16 protein-coding genes are annotated in these 14,583 nt (G+C 69.0%); 3 read left to right on the forward strand and 13 right to left on the reverse strand.

The window, feature by feature from the left end; genetic code table 11:
- Nucleotides 1-207 precede the first annotated feature (207 nt).
- Nucleotides 208-1,527, reverse strand: a complete 1,320-nt coding sequence (locus tag ACOI2T_RS19995) for a lactonase family protein (protein ID WP_409504700.1) — start codon at nt 1,525-1,527, stop codon at nt 208-210.
- 77 nt (nt 1,528-1,604) lie between these two features.
- Between ACOI2T_RS19995 and ACOI2T_RS20000 the strand changes: the two genes are divergently transcribed.
- Complete coding sequence (locus tag ACOI2T_RS20000) at nt 1,605-2,492, forward strand: LysR substrate-binding domain-containing protein (protein ID WP_409504699.1); 888 nt, start codon at nt 1,605-1,607, stop codon at nt 2,490-2,492.
- On the opposite strand, the gene ACOI2T_RS20005 is transcribed toward ACOI2T_RS20000, so the two are convergent.
- The 4 genes from ACOI2T_RS20005 to ACOI2T_RS20020 are packed head-to-tail and all read right to left on the reverse strand — an operon-like array spanning nt 2,486 to nt 5,922.
- Nucleotides 2,486-3,724: a M23 family metallopeptidase gene (locus tag ACOI2T_RS20005; RefSeq protein WP_409504698.1), complete on the reverse strand. Its 1,239-nt coding sequence runs from the start codon at nt 3,722-3,724 to the stop codon at nt 2,486-2,488. The two genes, ACOI2T_RS20000 and ACOI2T_RS20005, sit on opposite strands and share 7 nt — an antisense overlap.
- 3 nt (nt 3,725-3,727) lie before the next feature.
- Nucleotides 3,728-4,210 carry a transcription antitermination factor NusB gene (nusB, locus tag ACOI2T_RS20010; RefSeq protein WP_409504697.1) on the reverse strand — a complete coding sequence of 161 codons (483 nt, stop codon included), beginning with the start codon at nt 4,208-4,210 and terminating at the stop codon, nt 3,728-3,730.
- Complete coding sequence (gene efp, locus ACOI2T_RS20015) at nt 4,203-4,766, reverse strand: elongation factor P (protein WP_067845106.1); 564 nt, start codon at nt 4,764-4,766, stop codon at nt 4,203-4,205. The genes nusB and efp overlap by 8 nt, the downstream gene beginning before the upstream one ends.
- 25 nt (nt 4,767-4,791) lie before the next feature.
- The gene (locus ACOI2T_RS20020) at nt 4,792-5,922 is read right to left on the reverse strand and encodes an aminopeptidase P family protein (RefSeq protein WP_409504696.1); all 1,131 of its coding nucleotides are present in this window, start codon (nt 5,920-5,922) and stop codon (nt 4,792-4,794) included.
- A 33-nt stretch (nt 5,923-5,955) separates the two neighbouring features.
- Between ACOI2T_RS20020 and ACOI2T_RS20025 the strand changes: the two genes are divergently transcribed.
- A complete protein-coding gene (locus ACOI2T_RS20025; RefSeq protein ID WP_085141826.1) occupies nt 5,956-6,519 on the forward strand; it encodes a B-4DMT family transporter in 564 nt (187 codons plus the stop codon).
- A gap of 33 nt (nt 6,520-6,552) precedes the next feature.
- On the opposite strand, the gene aroB is transcribed toward ACOI2T_RS20025, so the two are convergent.
- From aroB to ACOI2T_RS20050, 5 genes are all read right to left on the reverse strand, one after another.
- Entirely contained in the window at nt 6,553-7,638 is a 1,086-nt protein-coding gene (aroB, locus tag ACOI2T_RS20030; protein ID WP_085141824.1) for a 3-dehydroquinate synthase, read from the reverse strand.
- Nucleotides 7,631-8,311 carry a shikimate kinase gene (locus ACOI2T_RS20035; RefSeq protein ID WP_067845099.1) on the reverse strand — a complete coding sequence of 227 codons (681 nt, stop codon included), beginning with the start codon at nt 8,309-8,311 and terminating at the stop codon, nt 7,631-7,633. The genes aroB and ACOI2T_RS20035 overlap by 8 nt, the downstream gene beginning before the upstream one ends.
- On the reverse strand, nt 8,311-9,510 hold the full coding sequence (gene aroC, locus ACOI2T_RS20040) for a chorismate synthase (RefSeq protein WP_067845097.1): 1,200 nt from the start codon (nt 9,508-9,510) through the stop codon (nt 8,311-8,313). The genes ACOI2T_RS20035 and aroC overlap by 1 nt, the downstream gene beginning before the upstream one ends.
- Before the next feature lie 113 nt (nt 9,511-9,623).
- Nucleotides 9,624-10,043, reverse strand: coding sequence for a prepilin peptidase (locus tag ACOI2T_RS20045; RefSeq protein ID WP_409504695.1), 420 nt, complete (start codon nt 10,041-10,043; stop codon nt 9,624-9,626).
- A gap of 19 nt (nt 10,044-10,062) precedes the next feature.
- Nucleotides 10,063-10,959 (reverse strand): LLM class flavin-dependent oxidoreductase, encoded by an 897-nt coding sequence (locus tag ACOI2T_RS20050; protein WP_409504694.1) that lies wholly within the window; start codon nt 10,957-10,959, stop codon nt 10,063-10,065.
- A gap of 64 nt (nt 10,960-11,023) precedes the next feature.
- Between ACOI2T_RS20050 and ACOI2T_RS20055 the strand changes: the two genes are divergently transcribed.
- Entirely contained in the window at nt 11,024-12,019 is a 996-nt protein-coding gene (locus ACOI2T_RS20055; RefSeq protein ID WP_409504693.1) for an NAD-dependent epimerase/dehydratase family protein, read from the forward strand.
- Here ACOI2T_RS20055 and ACOI2T_RS20060 read toward each other — a convergent pair.
- The 3 genes from ACOI2T_RS20060 to ruvX are packed head-to-tail and all read right to left on the reverse strand — an operon-like array spanning nt 12,008 to nt 14,580.
- Nucleotides 12,008-12,838 carry a shikimate dehydrogenase gene (locus tag ACOI2T_RS20060; protein ID WP_409504692.1) on the reverse strand — a complete coding sequence of 277 codons (831 nt, stop codon included), beginning with the start codon at nt 12,836-12,838 and terminating at the stop codon, nt 12,008-12,010. The genes ACOI2T_RS20055 and ACOI2T_RS20060 overlap by 12 nt on opposite strands.
- Nucleotides 12,828-14,072 carry an endolytic transglycosylase MltG gene (locus ACOI2T_RS20065; protein WP_085141822.1) on the reverse strand — a complete coding sequence of 415 codons (1,245 nt, stop codon included), beginning with the start codon at nt 14,070-14,072 and terminating at the stop codon, nt 12,828-12,830. The genes ACOI2T_RS20060 and ACOI2T_RS20065 overlap by 11 nt, the downstream gene beginning before the upstream one ends.
- A complete protein-coding gene (gene ruvX / locus ACOI2T_RS20070) occupies nt 14,065-14,580 on the reverse strand; it encodes a Holliday junction resolvase RuvX (RefSeq protein WP_409504691.1) in 516 nt (171 codons plus the stop codon). The genes ACOI2T_RS20065 and ruvX overlap by 8 nt, the downstream gene beginning before the upstream one ends.
- Nucleotides 14,581-14,583 lie beyond the last annotated feature (3 nt).

A 14,583-nucleotide genomic window follows, 5' to 3' on the forward strand; every position in this document is an offset into this window, starting at 1 on the left:
TCAAACGGTAAGGGCGGTTCCACGGATGGCGCAGCGCGGCGAATCCGGCGTCGGCGCAGGTTAACTGATTGCGCCGCCTGCCACTGACGCCCACCAGCCCAAACCCCGGCACCGCAGGAGTATTGCGCCACCTGGGACTCGAAAAGAATTTACAATCCGGCTGAGCGTAAATCTGCCCTGCCTGCCGAGCGGCCCCGACGGGCGGGTTCAGCCGGCCACCACGTGATGCACTCCGTGCGGCAGCGGGATGCGTTGCACTGCAGTCAGTCCTGGGTCCTCGGCCGAACCGACCCGGTACACCTGCACCCCCGAACCGTTACCGCCGGGCCGGCCCTCGTACACGGTCGCCAGGAAGTACCGCCCGGTGGCGTCGAACGTGCCGCCCTCCGGCAGGACGCCGTCGAGGTGGTAGTCGCCGACCTTGCTCAGTTCGCCGGTGTCGCCGTCGAGTCGCAGCAGACTGACGGTCGCGTGGTCGTCGTGCAGCGGCGATCCGGCGGGTACGGCGGTGCCACGCATGTTCACCGTGGCCACCCAGCGGCCGTCTGGGCTGATCGCCAACCCCTCCGCCGACTTGTCAGACTCCGCGGTGCCGACTTTCCGCGGCTGATCCGCGCCGGGATCGCCCACCCGGATCACGCTGAGCGTGGAGCGACCGGTGGGCAACCGCTTGTTCAGGTCGGTGGTGCTGAGATCGCGGCCCCAGTCCGAGGTGAGGTAGTGACGTCCATCGGGCGTGAACCGCCCCACGAACGGATCCACTCCGGTGGCGACCGGTTCGCCCCACGCATGCACGGCCGGCCCGCCGGGAACGGACGTGTCGACCGTGAAGAAGGCAACGCGGTTCTGGCTGTCGATGTTGACGGCCAGCGCACGGCCGGTCGGATGCCAGTGCACGTTGGTCGCGGTCACGCCGCCACGTGGCTTACCGGCTTCGCCGGGTACCCCGAGGGCGGCCAGATCGAATTGCTCCACTGCTCCGAAGCCGTCCGGCGTCCACGAGATGAACTGCAGCAGCGACGAATCCGCCGTGTTCGACACCACCGCGACGTGGCTGCCGTCCGGATGCACGGCAAGCGCCTCGGGCGATGGCGCGATCGTGGCGACGTCGCCGATCACCGGCGCCTGCCGGTTCGAGATGTTCACCGCGAAGAGCCGGTCACCGGGCGCCAGTTGCTGGGCCTTGGTATCGCCGACGTTGCGGGGTTTGAGCCGTTCGGCAACGAATGCCGTTGTGCCGTCGGGCGACAACGCAAGCACTTCCGGCGCGGCCGTCACCGAATTCGAAACCTCGACGTGCGCGGTGTCCACGACGCCGTCCCGCACGCTGACGGTGCTCAGTAGGTCTCGATGGCCCGCCGAGACGGGAGCCAGGATTCCGTCGGCATACGTGCTCGCCAGGTGGTCGCCGTCGGACAGGGCGACGAGTCGCTCGATCGTGACCGCCGGCTCCTCTTCTCGTGGCGTGGCACAGGCTGCGGCGGCGACGACCGTGAGGCAGATGACGGAGGTGCGCAATGCGGGCATGCCACCAGCCTCGGCGACGGCTGATTCAGTATCAATCGGTAGTTCAAGGGCTGTGATAGGCGAATACGATCACGAGTATGGACTTGCGGTCGGTCGAGTGCTTCATCCGCGTGGCCGAAACGCTGCATTTCGGCCAGGCGGCCACCGACCTTCACCTCAGCCAGCCCGCACTGAGTCAACGCATCAAGACGCTCGAGCGCGATGTCGGTGCCACCTTGTTGGACCGCGACCGTCGCGGCGTCCGGTTGACCGCGGCCGGGCTGGCATTCCTGGCGCCCGCGCGCGCCATGCTGGCCCACGGCGAACACGCGATCGATGTCGCGCGGCGGGCCGAGCAAGGCCTGCACGGGCGTCTGCGCCTGGGCTTCACGGTCGTCGCGTCCTACACCCGGTTGCCGCGGGCGGTACAGCGGTTCCGCAGCACCTTCCCCGACATCACGATCGATCTGGTCGAGTTCAACTCGCCCGCGGTCGAAGAGGCTCTCGACCGTGGCGAGATCGATGTCGGTGTGCTGCATCCACCGTTGGCGCGAACGCATTTGCGGTGCCGGGAACTTCCCGACGAACCACTCGTGCTGGCGTTGCCGACCGACCATCCACTGTGCGGGCACACGACGATCGGTTTCGGGGATCTGGCCGGTGAAGCGTTGTTGGCCGCACCGCGAAGCGTGGGTCCGGTGTTGTTCGACAAACTCGTCGGCTGCTTCCGCAGTTCCGGGGTCGAACCCGACATCGTGCAGGAAGCCACCCCGGTGACGACGCTCGCCGGCCTCGTCGCCGCGGGCGCCGGCATCGGTTTCGTCACTCGCGGGGTGGCGGCCGCGAGCCGGCCGGGCGTCGTGTTCCGTGAAGTGGTTGGGGCGCCGGGGGTTCCGATGGCCATCGCCTGGACCGGGCCGAAACCGCCGCCGACGGCCCAGCGGTTCCTCGACGTCGTCGACGAGGTGTGGCGAGACGGTCAGTAACCCAGGTTCGCGACCGTGTACGCCAACGGGTACGTGCCGAGCTCCTGGCGGCCCGGGCCGGTGACCTTCAGCGGTTCCGGTGCACCGTTGTCGCCGAACGCACCGGCGAGCCGGCCGGGATCGACGGTGCCCGCGAGCCAATAGGAGCCCAGTGCGAACGGCAAGCTGTTCGATGTGGTGATCTCCGGACCATCGGACAACTGGAAGTGCAGATGCGGATTCCTGGCATTGCCGGAGCTGCCGAGCTTGCCGATCACCTGCCCCTTCTTGACCTGATCGCCCGTCCGCACCGTGATACTGCCGGGTTGCAGGTGGCCGTAGATCGCCCACACTCCGGGCGCAATCTGCTGCGAGACATGGTTTCCCGTGTAATCCCGCGGGCCGCGCAGACCGGTCGCCGGGGTGTCCGGGGTTTGATCGGGCAACCCGTCGAAGGTCGACGCGACGGTTCCGTCGGCAACCGCCAGTACGTCGGCACCGAACCCGTACCACTGAACGTTCCGGCTGCCGTCCCCGTCGAACAACCGGCCGTTTCTGGCCTGCGCCCAGTCCACCGCGAACTCCTCGGCCTTCTTGATCGCGTTGCCGCCCACCGCAAGTCGAGCTGCGCGGTGCGAGGCGCCGGGCGCACAACAGGCGTTCGCGTTGAGCCACTGAGTTCCCTTGAGCGGCGCCGAGATCACCGTGGGTTCGCGGCTGTCCACGGTGAGTTCCGGTCCGCTGATCTCGCGCGTACCGATGATCGCGGCCGCAGGCGACGAGCCCGGCTCATATCGGATTCGGTGAGTGATCCGTTCCGGCACCTGCTCGGCGGCGATCGCCAGATCGATCACGGCGGCCAGTGCACCGCCTGCGGGGACGACGGCACTCGGCGATCCGGGAAACAGCGTGCTGCTGACCGCGGCGACGTCGGGTCCGTCCAACGCGAGCAACACCGAGCCGTCGGCACCGAGCACCTCGATCGACGTCACGGTCACCGGTGCGCTGAACACGTTCTGCAGAACGAGGTCGTACTCGACGTGCGTCCGGCCGTCGCTGCCGGCCAGCCGCACCGGCGGCTTGACCGCCGACACGCTCAGCGCGGTGGTGGTCAACTCGGCCTGCGGCGTCGCCGGCATCGCTTCCGGTGGCGCCGCGGACGGCGATGCCGAGCAACCCGCCAACGACAGCACCGCCAGCGACGCGACCGCGCGAATCAGCGCCGCCCGCGCACGTCCACGACGCCGCGGCATCAGTTAGCTCTCCGGTGTTCCCGCGCCTCGCACCGCCCGCGACGCCGCCCGGATCTGGGGCGTCACGAGCATCACCTGGCCGAGCACACCGTTGACGAACCCGGGCGACTCATCGGTCGACAACTCCTTGGCCAACTCGACCGCTTCGTCCACCGCAACCGGTTCCGGTACGTCCTCGGCGTGCAGCAGCTCCCATACCGCAACGCGCAGGATCGCCCGATCCACGGCGGGCAGGCGCTCCAGGGTCCAGCCCTGCAGGTGCGCGGAGATCAGATCGTCGACGTGGGCGGCGTGTTCGGTGACCCCGCGTGCGACCGTGACCGTGTACGGGTTGAGCGGCGCGACGTCGGGCTCGTCCTCGGCCAGCGCGGCGCGGGCATCCGCGACCGCCTCCGCGGTCAGGCCACGTGCCTCGGCCTCGAAGAGGAGGTCGACGGCGCGCTTGCGGGCCTGATGGCGGCCCCGGTCGCCACGACGGTCAGGCATTCACCCGGCCGAGGTAGCTGCCGTCGCGGGTGTCCACCTTGAGCTTGTCGCCGGTGTTGATGAACAGCGGAACCTGGATCTCGGCACCGGTCTCCATGGTGGCGGGCTTGGTACCCGCGCTCGAGCGGTCGCCCTGCAGGCCGGGCTCGGTGTGGGTGACTTCGAGTTCGACCGACACCGGCAGCTCGAGGTACAGCGGCACACCGTCGTGGAATGCGATCTGCACCGGCAGGCTCTCGAGCAGGAACCCGGCCGCCCGACCGACGAGCGATTCGGGCAGCGGGTGCTGGTTGAAGTCCTCGGAGTCCATGAACACGAAGTCGCTGCCGTCGCGGTACAGGTAGGTCGCGTCACGCCGGTCGACGGTGGCGGTCTCCACCTTGACGCCGGCGTTGTAGGTCTTGTCGACGACCTTTCCGGACACGACGTTCTTCAGCTTCGTCCGCACGAACGCCGGGCCTTTGCCTGGCTTGACGTGCTGGAATTCGACGATCTGCCACAGTTGGCCGTCGATCTGCAGGACGAGACCGTTCTTGAAGTCGGCAGTCGATGCCATGGTCGGTGTAGCTCCTAGCTTTCTGTCACAGGATGGCCAGTTCCTTGGGGAACCGGGTAAGCAGTTCTGGCGCGGCGGTGTCACCGCCGGTGCCACTGCCGAAGCCCTCGGCGCTTTCGCCGCCGGGCACGACCAGCGTGTCCTCGATACGGACGCCGCCGCGGTCTGGCAGGTAGACACCTGGCTCGACGGTCACCGCAGAGCCAGCAAGCAGTGTACCGGCGGCCGCGGAGTTGATTCCCGGCGCTTCGTGGATCTGCAAACCCACGCCGTGCCCGAGCCCGTGGCCGAAGTACTCGGCGTAGCCGGCGTCGGCGATGACGTCGCGCGACGCCGCGTCGACCGAGCTGAGGACGACGCCGGCCGCCAGTGCCTCACGGCCGGCCCGCTGCGCGGTCGCCACGAGGTCGTAGATGTCGCGCTGCCACTGCGCGGCCTGCCCGAGTACGAACGTGCGGGTCATGTCGGAGTGATAGCCCTCGACTGCCGCACCGAAATCGATCTTCACGAAGTCTCCGACCGCCAGCACCGCGTCAGTGGGCCGATGGTGCGGTATCGCGGAGTTGGCGCCCGTGGCGACGATCGTCTCGAACGAGGGACCGTCGGCGCCGTGGTCGAGCATGAGCGATTCGAGATCGCGACGCACCTCTTTCTCGGTGCGCCCGGGCCGCAGCCCGCCCTGTTCGATCAGATCGGCGAGCGCGGCGTCGGCGGCTTCACACGCCAGGCGCAGCATCGCGATCTCGCCCGCGTCCTTGACCTCCCGCAGCGCCTCGACCGCACCTGCCGCCCGGACCAGGTCGACGCCGTCACCGGCGGCCTTGGTCAGCGCCGCGAAGACATCGACCGTCACGACATGGCTTTCGAAACCGAGCCGGCGGACACCGTCGGCGGCGGCCCGCGCGGCCAGATGCGGCCCGCATGCCCGCTCGATGACGATCTCGGCGTCAGGCGACTGGTGAGCCGCCTGCGTCCGGTAGCGCCCATCGGTGGCGAGCACCGGCGTTTCGTCGGAGACACGAACCAGCAGAGCGGCGTTCGAACCCGTGAATCCGGACAGGTAACGCACGTTGACCAGGTCGGTTACCAGCATCGCGTCCAGGTCGGCGGCGATGAGCCGCTGCCGCAATCGCTCCCTGCGCTGGGAAATAGTCACGGTCTGTGACGCTACTCGCTACGCTGTGCCCCCATGAGCAAGTGGTTACTGCGCGGAGTGGTGTTCGCAACGGCGATGGTCATCGTGCGCTTACTGCAAGGAGCACTGATCAACGCCTCGCCGGGCAACGCCATCTGGTTCAGCGTCGCGCTGCTCGTCATCTTCGGGATCGCCGTCGCCATCTGGGGTCTGCTCGACGGACGTGCCGATGCCCGCAGCAATCCCGACCCGGACCGGCGCGCCGACCTGGCGATGACCTGGCTGCTGGCCGGCCTGTGCGCGGGGATCCTCAGCGGCCTGGTGTCGTGGTTCGTCGGGCTGTTCTACAAGAGCATCTACACCGAGGCGCTGCTCAACGAGCTCACGACGTTCGCCGCGTTCACCGCGCTGCTGGTGTTCCTGGTCGCGGTCGCCGGGGTGACGATCGGGCGCTGGATGGTGGACCGGCACACGCCTCAGGTGGTTCGCCATCACGGCAGCCATGCCAACGACGACCGTGCCGACACCGACGTATTCGCCGCGGTCAGCGCCAACGGCGCCGACGACACCACCCGGACCACGCCGGTGGACTACCCGGAGCAGCCGCGCCAGAGCTGACCTGCGGTCACCGTCGGTGGCGCGGAGCCCTCACTAGCTGAGGTCCCGCGCCACTTCCGCGTAGGCAGCCGCCAGCAGCGACGGATCCGGGCCCTCGAGCCGGCCGGGCTTGGCCAGCCCGTCGAGCACGACGAACCGCAAGACCCCCGACCGGTTCTTCTTGTCCCCGGCCATGTACTCCATGAGCTGCGGCAGCGCGTCGCCGTCGTAGCTGACGGGCAAGCCCAGCGCGGTGAGCACCGACCGGTGCCGGTCGGCGGTCTCGTCATCGAGCCGGCCGGCCAGCCTGCCCAACTCGGCGGCGAACACGAGGCCTACCGACACCGCGGCACCGTGACGCCACTTGTAGCGCTCGCGCCGCTCGATGGCGTGCGCCAGAGTGTGGCCGTAGTTGAGGATTTCGCGCAGCGCAGACTCTTTCTCGTCGGCCGCGACAACCTCGGCCTTGACGGCGACCGCGCGGCGGATCAGTTCCGGCAGCACCGATCCGGTCGGGTCGAGCGAGGCCTCCGGGTCGGCCTCGATGAGGTCGAGGATCACCGGGTCGGCGATGAACCCGGCCTTCACGATCTCGGCCATCCCGGCGACAATCTCGTTGCGCGGCAAGGTTTCCAGCGTCGCGAGGTCGACCATCACCGCGGCGGGCTGATGGAACGCGCCGACGAGGTTCTTACCGGCATCGGTATTGATGCCCGTCTTCCCGCCGACCGCGGCGTCCACCATGCCGAGCAGCGTGGTGGGCACATGCACGATGTCCACGCCGCGCAACCACGTGGCGGCGGCGAATCCGGCGACATCGGTCGCCGCTCCCCCGCCGAGGCTGACGAGGGCGTCCTTGCGGCCGATTCCGATGCGGCCCAACACTTCCCAGATGAACCCGACGACCGGCAACTCCTTGCCCGATTCCGCGTCCGGGATCTCGATGCGATGAGCGTCAATTCCCTTGTCCGCGAGGTGGCTTCGAATGGCCTCGGCGGTCTGCGCGAGCACCGGCTGGTGCAGGATCGCGACTTTGTGCCTGCCCTCCAGCGTCCGGCCCAGCTCACCGAGCAGCCCGGTACCGATGACGACCGGGTACGGCCGGTCAACCTTGACCTCGACGATGACGGGCTCAGTCAATGTGTCGCTCCGCGTTGCGCGCGGCCAGGGCCGCGGGGGTGGGCATGGGCTTGTTCTTGGCGGTGCCGTTGGATCCGGCCTTGCCGTCACCGTCGGACGCCGGGCCGCGTCGCCACGGCGGGCGGCGCCTGCGCCGGGGTTTGCTCGCCGCGGTTTTCGGCGGCTGCGGGTTCTCCAGCCGGGAGACGATCGTGCGCACCACCGCTCCCGGATTACGCCGGTTGGTGTTGATCCGCATGGTGGCCACGCGCCGGTAGATCGGCACGCGCTGCGACATCAGCGCTCGGAACTTCTCCGCGCGGTCACCGCCCGCGAGGAGTGGCCGCACGGTGGTGCCGCCGGTGCGGCGAACGCCCTCGGCCGCGCTGATCTCCAGATAGATGACGGTGTGGCCGGCGAGCGCCTCGCGCACTCCCGGTGTGGTGACGGCGCCGCCGCCCAGCGACAGCACCCCGTCGTGCGTCTCGAGCGCGGACCGCACGACTTCCTCTTCGATGCGGCGGAACTCGCGCTCGCCGTCGTTGGCGAAGATGTCGGCGATGGTGCGGCCGGTGGTCTCCTCGATGGCGGCGTCGGTGTCGAGCATCGTCAGGTCGAGCGCCTTGGCCAGGCGGCGGCCGATGGTCGACTTGCCCGAACCCGGCAAGCCGATCAGTACCGCCTTGGGCGCCATCAGCCCAACGCCTGCGCCGCCGGCTCGCGCTCGGCGACCGCGCGCAGGTACGCGTCGACATTGGCACGGGTCTCGGCGAGCGAATCCCCGCCGAACTTCTCGAGCGCGGCGCGCGCCAGCACGAGCGCGACCATGGTTTCGACCACCACACCGGCGGCGGGCACCGCACACACGTCCGAGCGCTGATGGATCGCGACGGCTTCGTCACCGGTGGCCATGTCGACGGTGGCGAGCGCCCGCGGAACCGTCGAGATCGGCTTCATCGCGGCGCGGACGCGCAGCGGCTGGCCGTTCGTCATGCCACCTTCCAGGCCGCCGGCCCGGTTGGTCGAGCGCAGCACACCGTCGGGTCCCGGGTACATCTCGTCGTGGGCGACGCTGCCGCGGCGGCGGGCGGTCTCGAAGCCATCGCCGATCTCGACACCCTTGATCGCCTGGATGCCCATGACGGCCCCGGCGAGCTGGCTGTCGAGACGGTTGTCACCGCTCGTGAACGAACCCAGGCCCACCGGCAGGCCGTCGACGACGACCTCGACCACGCCGCCGAGCGTGTCGCCGTCCTTCTTGGCGGCCTCGATCTCGGCGATCATCGAATCTTCGGCGTCCTTGTCGAACGCGCGGACCGGGCTGTCGTCGATGGCCGCCAGGTCGGAGTACTGCGGCGGCGGGCCGTCGTAGGGCTCGGAGGCGCCGATCGAGATGACGTGGGAGACGACCTCGACGCCGAGGGCTTCACGCAGGAATGCCCTGGCGACGGTGCCTGCCGCGACGCGGGCCGCGGTCTCGCGGGCACTCGCGCGCTCCAGCACCGGGCGGGCGTCGTCGAACCCGTACTTGAGCATGCCCGCGTAGTCGGCATGACCGGGCCGCGGGCGGGTCAGCGGGGCGTTGCGCGCGACGTCGAGTTCGGCTTCATCGACCGGGTCGGGTGCCATCACGGTCTCCCACTTCGGCCATTCGGTGTTGCCGATCTCGATCGCGATCGGCCCGCCGAGCGTGCGCCCATGGCGGACCCCAGCCAGCATCGTGACCTGGTCCTGCTCGAACTTCATCCGGGCGCCCCGGCCATACCCGAGACGACGGCGCTTCAGCTGTGCCCCGATCTCATCCGAGGTGATGGGCACGCCGGCGACCATCCCTTCGAGCATGGCCACCAGGGCGCGGCCGTGGGATTCACCAGCTGTGGTCCAACGCAACACGGCTGTCATTCTCCCACGTCGGGTTTTGCCTCCGGAAATCCGTGGTCGCCTGCGCCGAACGTGAGCTTGTTTGCGAGTTTTCGGCCGATTCTCGACAACAAGTTCACGCTCGACTACACGAGCACCAATCCGATGGCGGCCGCACTGGCCAGACACATCGACGGGCCGTGCGGGACGGTCGCGTTGCCGCGTAGCAGCGCGACGAGCGCCACCACCGACGTCAGGATCGGCGCGCCCAAGGCCGCCAACACCCACACGTCGAGCCCGAATGCCCCCGTCATCGCACCAACGCCGAGTGCGAGTTTGACGTCCCCGCCGCCCATCGCTCGCGGGGAGATGACGTGCACGATGCCGTAGAGGGCAGCGAGTGCGGCCGCACCGGCCAACGCGGCACTGCCGCGGCCACTCCACGTCGCGGCACAGAGGATCGCCACCGCGCCCGGCAGCGTCAGCCAGTTCGGCAGCCGCCGCCGGCGAATGTCGTATGCGCTCAATGCCACGAGCCAGCCGACCCCGGCGATCACCACCCCCACCAACCGAGGCTAACGGCGCTCAGCGACCGTCCGTGGCGCGAATGTGCGCGACGACCTCACCCACGGTCGTGGCGAACGCGTCCATGTCCACATCTGGTCCAACGGGCTGCAATACCACGGTGTGCTCCGGTTGCCCGAGATAGGCGGCGACCGCCCCAGCGATCTCGTCCACGGTTCCGCCGACGCCGTAGCTGTCTTCTGGCAGGTCTCGCTTCTCGGCTTCTTCGGCGAGGAGGCGCCGCCCGTCGGGTCCGGGCGCACATGCCAGGTACTGCACCGTGGCGAATGGGCCTGCGTCGTCCCGCCTGGCCCGCCCGGCGGCGACCTGGTCGAGCGCTGCCCGGGCCGAGTCAACGGTGTTTGCACTGTCGACGATGACGCCGTCGCCGATCTCGCCGGCAAGTTGCAATGTCTTGGGTCCTGTCCCGCCGATCAGCACCGGGACCGGCGCCTGTGGTGCCCACTCCAGTTGCACGCCGTCCAGACGGACGTAGCGCCCTTCGACGGTGACCGATCGACCGGCCAGCAGATCCCGCAGCGCGCTGACGTATTCCCGCAGCAGTGTGAGCGGCGATGACACCGCGGCCCCGGCCTGATGCATCCAGCTCTGGACGCCGTGGCCGACTCCGACCCGGATGCGGCCCGGGAACATGGTCGCCAGGGTCGCGATCTCCATGGCGGTCGACACCACGTTGCGCAGCGGGGTTGGCAGGACGCCGAGGCCGACGGTGAGGGTGTCGGTGGCCGCGAGGGCAACGGCAGCCTGAGCGATGCCGCCTTGCAGGAAGCAGTCCTCCCACAGCCAGAGCTCGTCTGCGCCGCGCTGCACGCATTTCGCGCTGTGCATCAACGTGTCTGGACGGAAGTCGGGTCGAAACACCACCCCGATCCGGGGTGGGCGCGCAAGTTCGGTCACGCCCGTCACCCTACGGCCCGGCACAACTGAAAATTCGGTTGCGCGCTGTGGCACCGTCGAATTCATGCGCACACTGGTCACGGGTAGTTCGGGTCATTTGGGCGAAGGCATCGTCCGAACACTGCGGCAGCGCGACGCCGACGTCGTCGGCCTGGACATCCGCCCCTCCGAGTGGACCGATGTGGTCGGATCGGTGACGGACGTCGACGTCGTACGCGACGTCATGGCCGGTGTGGACGTCGTGCTGCACACCGCGACGATGCACAAACCGCAGTTGGCCTTCGTACCGGGCCAGGCGTTCATCGACACGAACGTCAGCGGCACGCTGACGCTGCTGAACGCAGCCGCTGCCGCCGGGGTGCGGGCGTTCGTGATGTCCTCTTCGACAACGGTGTTCGGCGATGCGCTGGTCCCCGGGCCAACGCAACCGGCAGCCTGGATCGACGAATCGGTGGTGCCGGTGCCCAAGAACATGTACGGCGTCACCAAGGCGGCTGCCGAAGACCTGTGTCAGCTGGCCCACCGCAACCAGGGCCTGCCTGCCGTGGTGCTGCGCGTCGCCCGGTTCTTCCCGGAGTCCGACGACATGCCCGGCGCCCACGAGGCACGCAGTGACGACAATGTGAAAGCCGACGAGTTCGCGTCACGTCGGGTCGCCCTGGAGGATGCCGTCAGCGCGCATCTGCTGGCCGCCGATGCCGCCGGGCGCGTCGGATTCGGCCGCTACATCATCTCGGCCAGCACACCGTTCAGCCGGGAAGACCTGCCGCAGTTGAGAACCGATGCGGCTGCGGTGTTCGCCCGCCGGGTGCCGCGGGCGGCGCAGGTGTGGACGCAGCGCGGCTGGCGCTTTCCCACCCGCCTGGATCGGGTGTATGACAACGCCCGCGCCCGCGCGGCGCTGGGCTGGCGACCGGTCTACGACCTCGCCGCCATCGCGGAGATGGTGGCGCAGGACGGTACTGTCCGCACGCCGCTGGCGCGGCTCGTCGGCTCGAAGGAGTACGTGCACAGCACATATCACCGCGGCACGTTCGCGCCGTCACCGTCAGCCGAGTAGCGCCGCCCGCATCGCGTCCTTGGGCGCCGGCTTCCCGGTGAACTGCTCGACCTGGGTGAAGGCCTGGTTCAGCAGCATGTGCAGGCCACTGATCACCTCACCGCCCGCCTCCTCGACCGCGGCCGCCAACGGCGTCGGCCACGGATCGTAGATCGAGTCGAGCAGTCTCGGCACCGTGGCCAACGTGGGCGCATACCGGGCGGCGGCGTCGGCCGGAATGGTGCTGACCGCAACCGACGCGGCGGCCACGACGTCCGTCAGCCCGGGGCTTCCGATGTCGCACCAACTGCCCTCGGCGCCGCATCGTCCGGCGAGGTCCACGAGCCGCTCGGCCTTGCCGCCGTCCCGCGCCACCACGGTGATCCGTTGTACGCCAAGCTCAGCCAATCCGACGACGGCGGCCGGCGCGGTGCCGCCGGACCCGACCACCAGGGCGGACTCACCCGCCGTCCCGAGCGCGCCGATCACGCCGTCGACGTCGGTGTTGTCCGCGCGCCAACCGCCGGATGGGTTTCGTACCAAGGTGTTGGCCGACCCCACGAGCCGGGCCCGGTCGGTGTGCTGATCGGCGAACTGCAGTGCGGCGAACTTGCCGGGCATGGTGACCGACAGGCCGACCCATTCCGGGCCCAGCCCGGCGACGAGCCCGGGAAGCTGCTCGGCGGTGCACTCGATGCGCTCGTACGTCCAATCCGTCAGGCCCAGCGCGCGATACGCGGCCAGATGCAGCTGCGGTGACCGCGAGTGGGCAATGGGCGAGCCGAGCACCGCGGCCTTGTGAGCACCGTCGGGCACGGCGGCGGGCCGCCTATCGGGCACTGTCGAGGACACCGTTTTGCTGTGCCAGTTCGATATTCGCCAGATGCTCGTCGTAATCCCGCGTGAACAGTGTCGTGCCCTGCAGGTCGATGGTCACGAAGTACAGCCAGTCACCGGGTGCGGGATGTTCGGCCGCGACCAGTGCGTCGGTTCCTGGCGAACAGATCGGTGTCTGCGGAAGCCCTTCGCTCGCATAGGTGTTCCACGGCGTCACCTGAGCACGGTCGGCATCGGTTGTCGCCACTTCCTGCCGGTCGAGTGAGTAGTTCACGGTCGAGTCGAATTCGAGTTTGCGGTGATCGGCCAGCCGGTTGTAGATGACCCTGGCCACCTTCGCGAAGTCCTGCGGCTTGGACTCGCGCTGCACCAGCGAAGCGACGGTGAGGATCTGATACGGCGACATGTTCATCGCCGCGGCGGTGTCGAGCAGTCCGCCCTGCGTGTACATCGTGCTGCTGGTGGAGATCAGCGTCGTGAGGATGTCCTGCGCCGAGGCGGCGGGGTCGACGTTCCACGTGCCGGCAGCGATCAGCCCTTCCAGCCGGCGATGATCGCCGCCCATCGCGGTGACCGGACCCGTCGCCCATTCCGGCACCGCAAGCGCGGCGGGCGGCGCCGACCCGGCGGCCGCGCGCAGGTCGTCGACCGACACGCAGCGCTGTTCGCCGTCGAGTTCCACACACGAGGCCTGCGAGATCAGGCTGAAGATGCCCGCTGTGACGGCATTGGTCTTGACGTCGGTGATGTCGTCGAGCTGACGTCCCTCGGGGATGGTGAGCTTGCCCACGCGGCTTTCGGGATCCGCCAGTCGCTCAACGGCATTCGCGGCGGGAATCTCGGTCCGAACTTTGTAGAAACCGGGCTGGATGGCCGAGATCGCCTCGTTGCCCTGCGCGGCGTCGACGAACGCCTTGACCGTGGCGACCACCTTGTGGTCCTGCAACGTCTCGCCGATCGCGGTCGTCGAGTCACCGTCGTGTACCTGGATCACGACGTCGGCCACGCCCTCACCCGCGTAATCACTGCCGCTGCCCGACATGCCGTGCCACAGTTTGGAGCCAAGGAACACCGCGCCGACCGCGACCATGATCAGCAGCGCCAGCGACAGGCCCCTGGCCAGGCGACGCTTGCGGTTGTTGCGCGCCTGCCGCGCCCGCTCGGCACGGCTCATGCCACGCCTCGGTGGACCGACCGACACCGGTTGCGCTCGCTCGGCACCCCACTTTTCAGCCATCCGTGCCCTCTCCGCGCGCGGCCAGGGTCGCGCGCCGCTGGTCCAACCAGTTCTGCAGAATGCCGACTGCGGCGGCCTGGTCGATCACCGCTTTCTGTCCTTTGGCCTTGATGCCGGCCTCGCGCAGCGACCGCTGCGCGGAGACGGTCGTGAGCCGTTCGTCCGCCAGTCGTACCGGTATCGGCGCGATCCGGCCGGCGAGCAGATCGGCGAGGTCCATCGCGTCGTGGGCCGAGGTTCCGGCCCGGTCGGCCAGTGTGCGAGGCAATCCGACGATCACCTCGACGGCTTCGTATTCGCTGACCAACGCGGCCAACCGGCGCACATGTTTGCCCGACTTGTCGCGCTTGTCGCGCGCGACCGTCTCGACGGGCGTGGCCAGGATGCCGTCCGGGTCGCTGGTGGCCACACCGATGCGCACCGTGCCGACGTCGATGCCGATCCGCCGGCCGCGTCCGGGGTCGTCATCCCCTGGACGGTCCGGCAGCCGGTCGTCGGTGCTGGCCACGGG

Origin of the sequence: Mycolicibacterium wolinskyi str. Jessa 2025 (assembly GCF_049241375.1) — a bacterium.
GTDB classification, from domain to species: Bacteria; Actinomycetota; Actinomycetes; order Mycobacteriales; family Mycobacteriaceae; genus Mycobacterium; species Mycobacterium wolinskyi.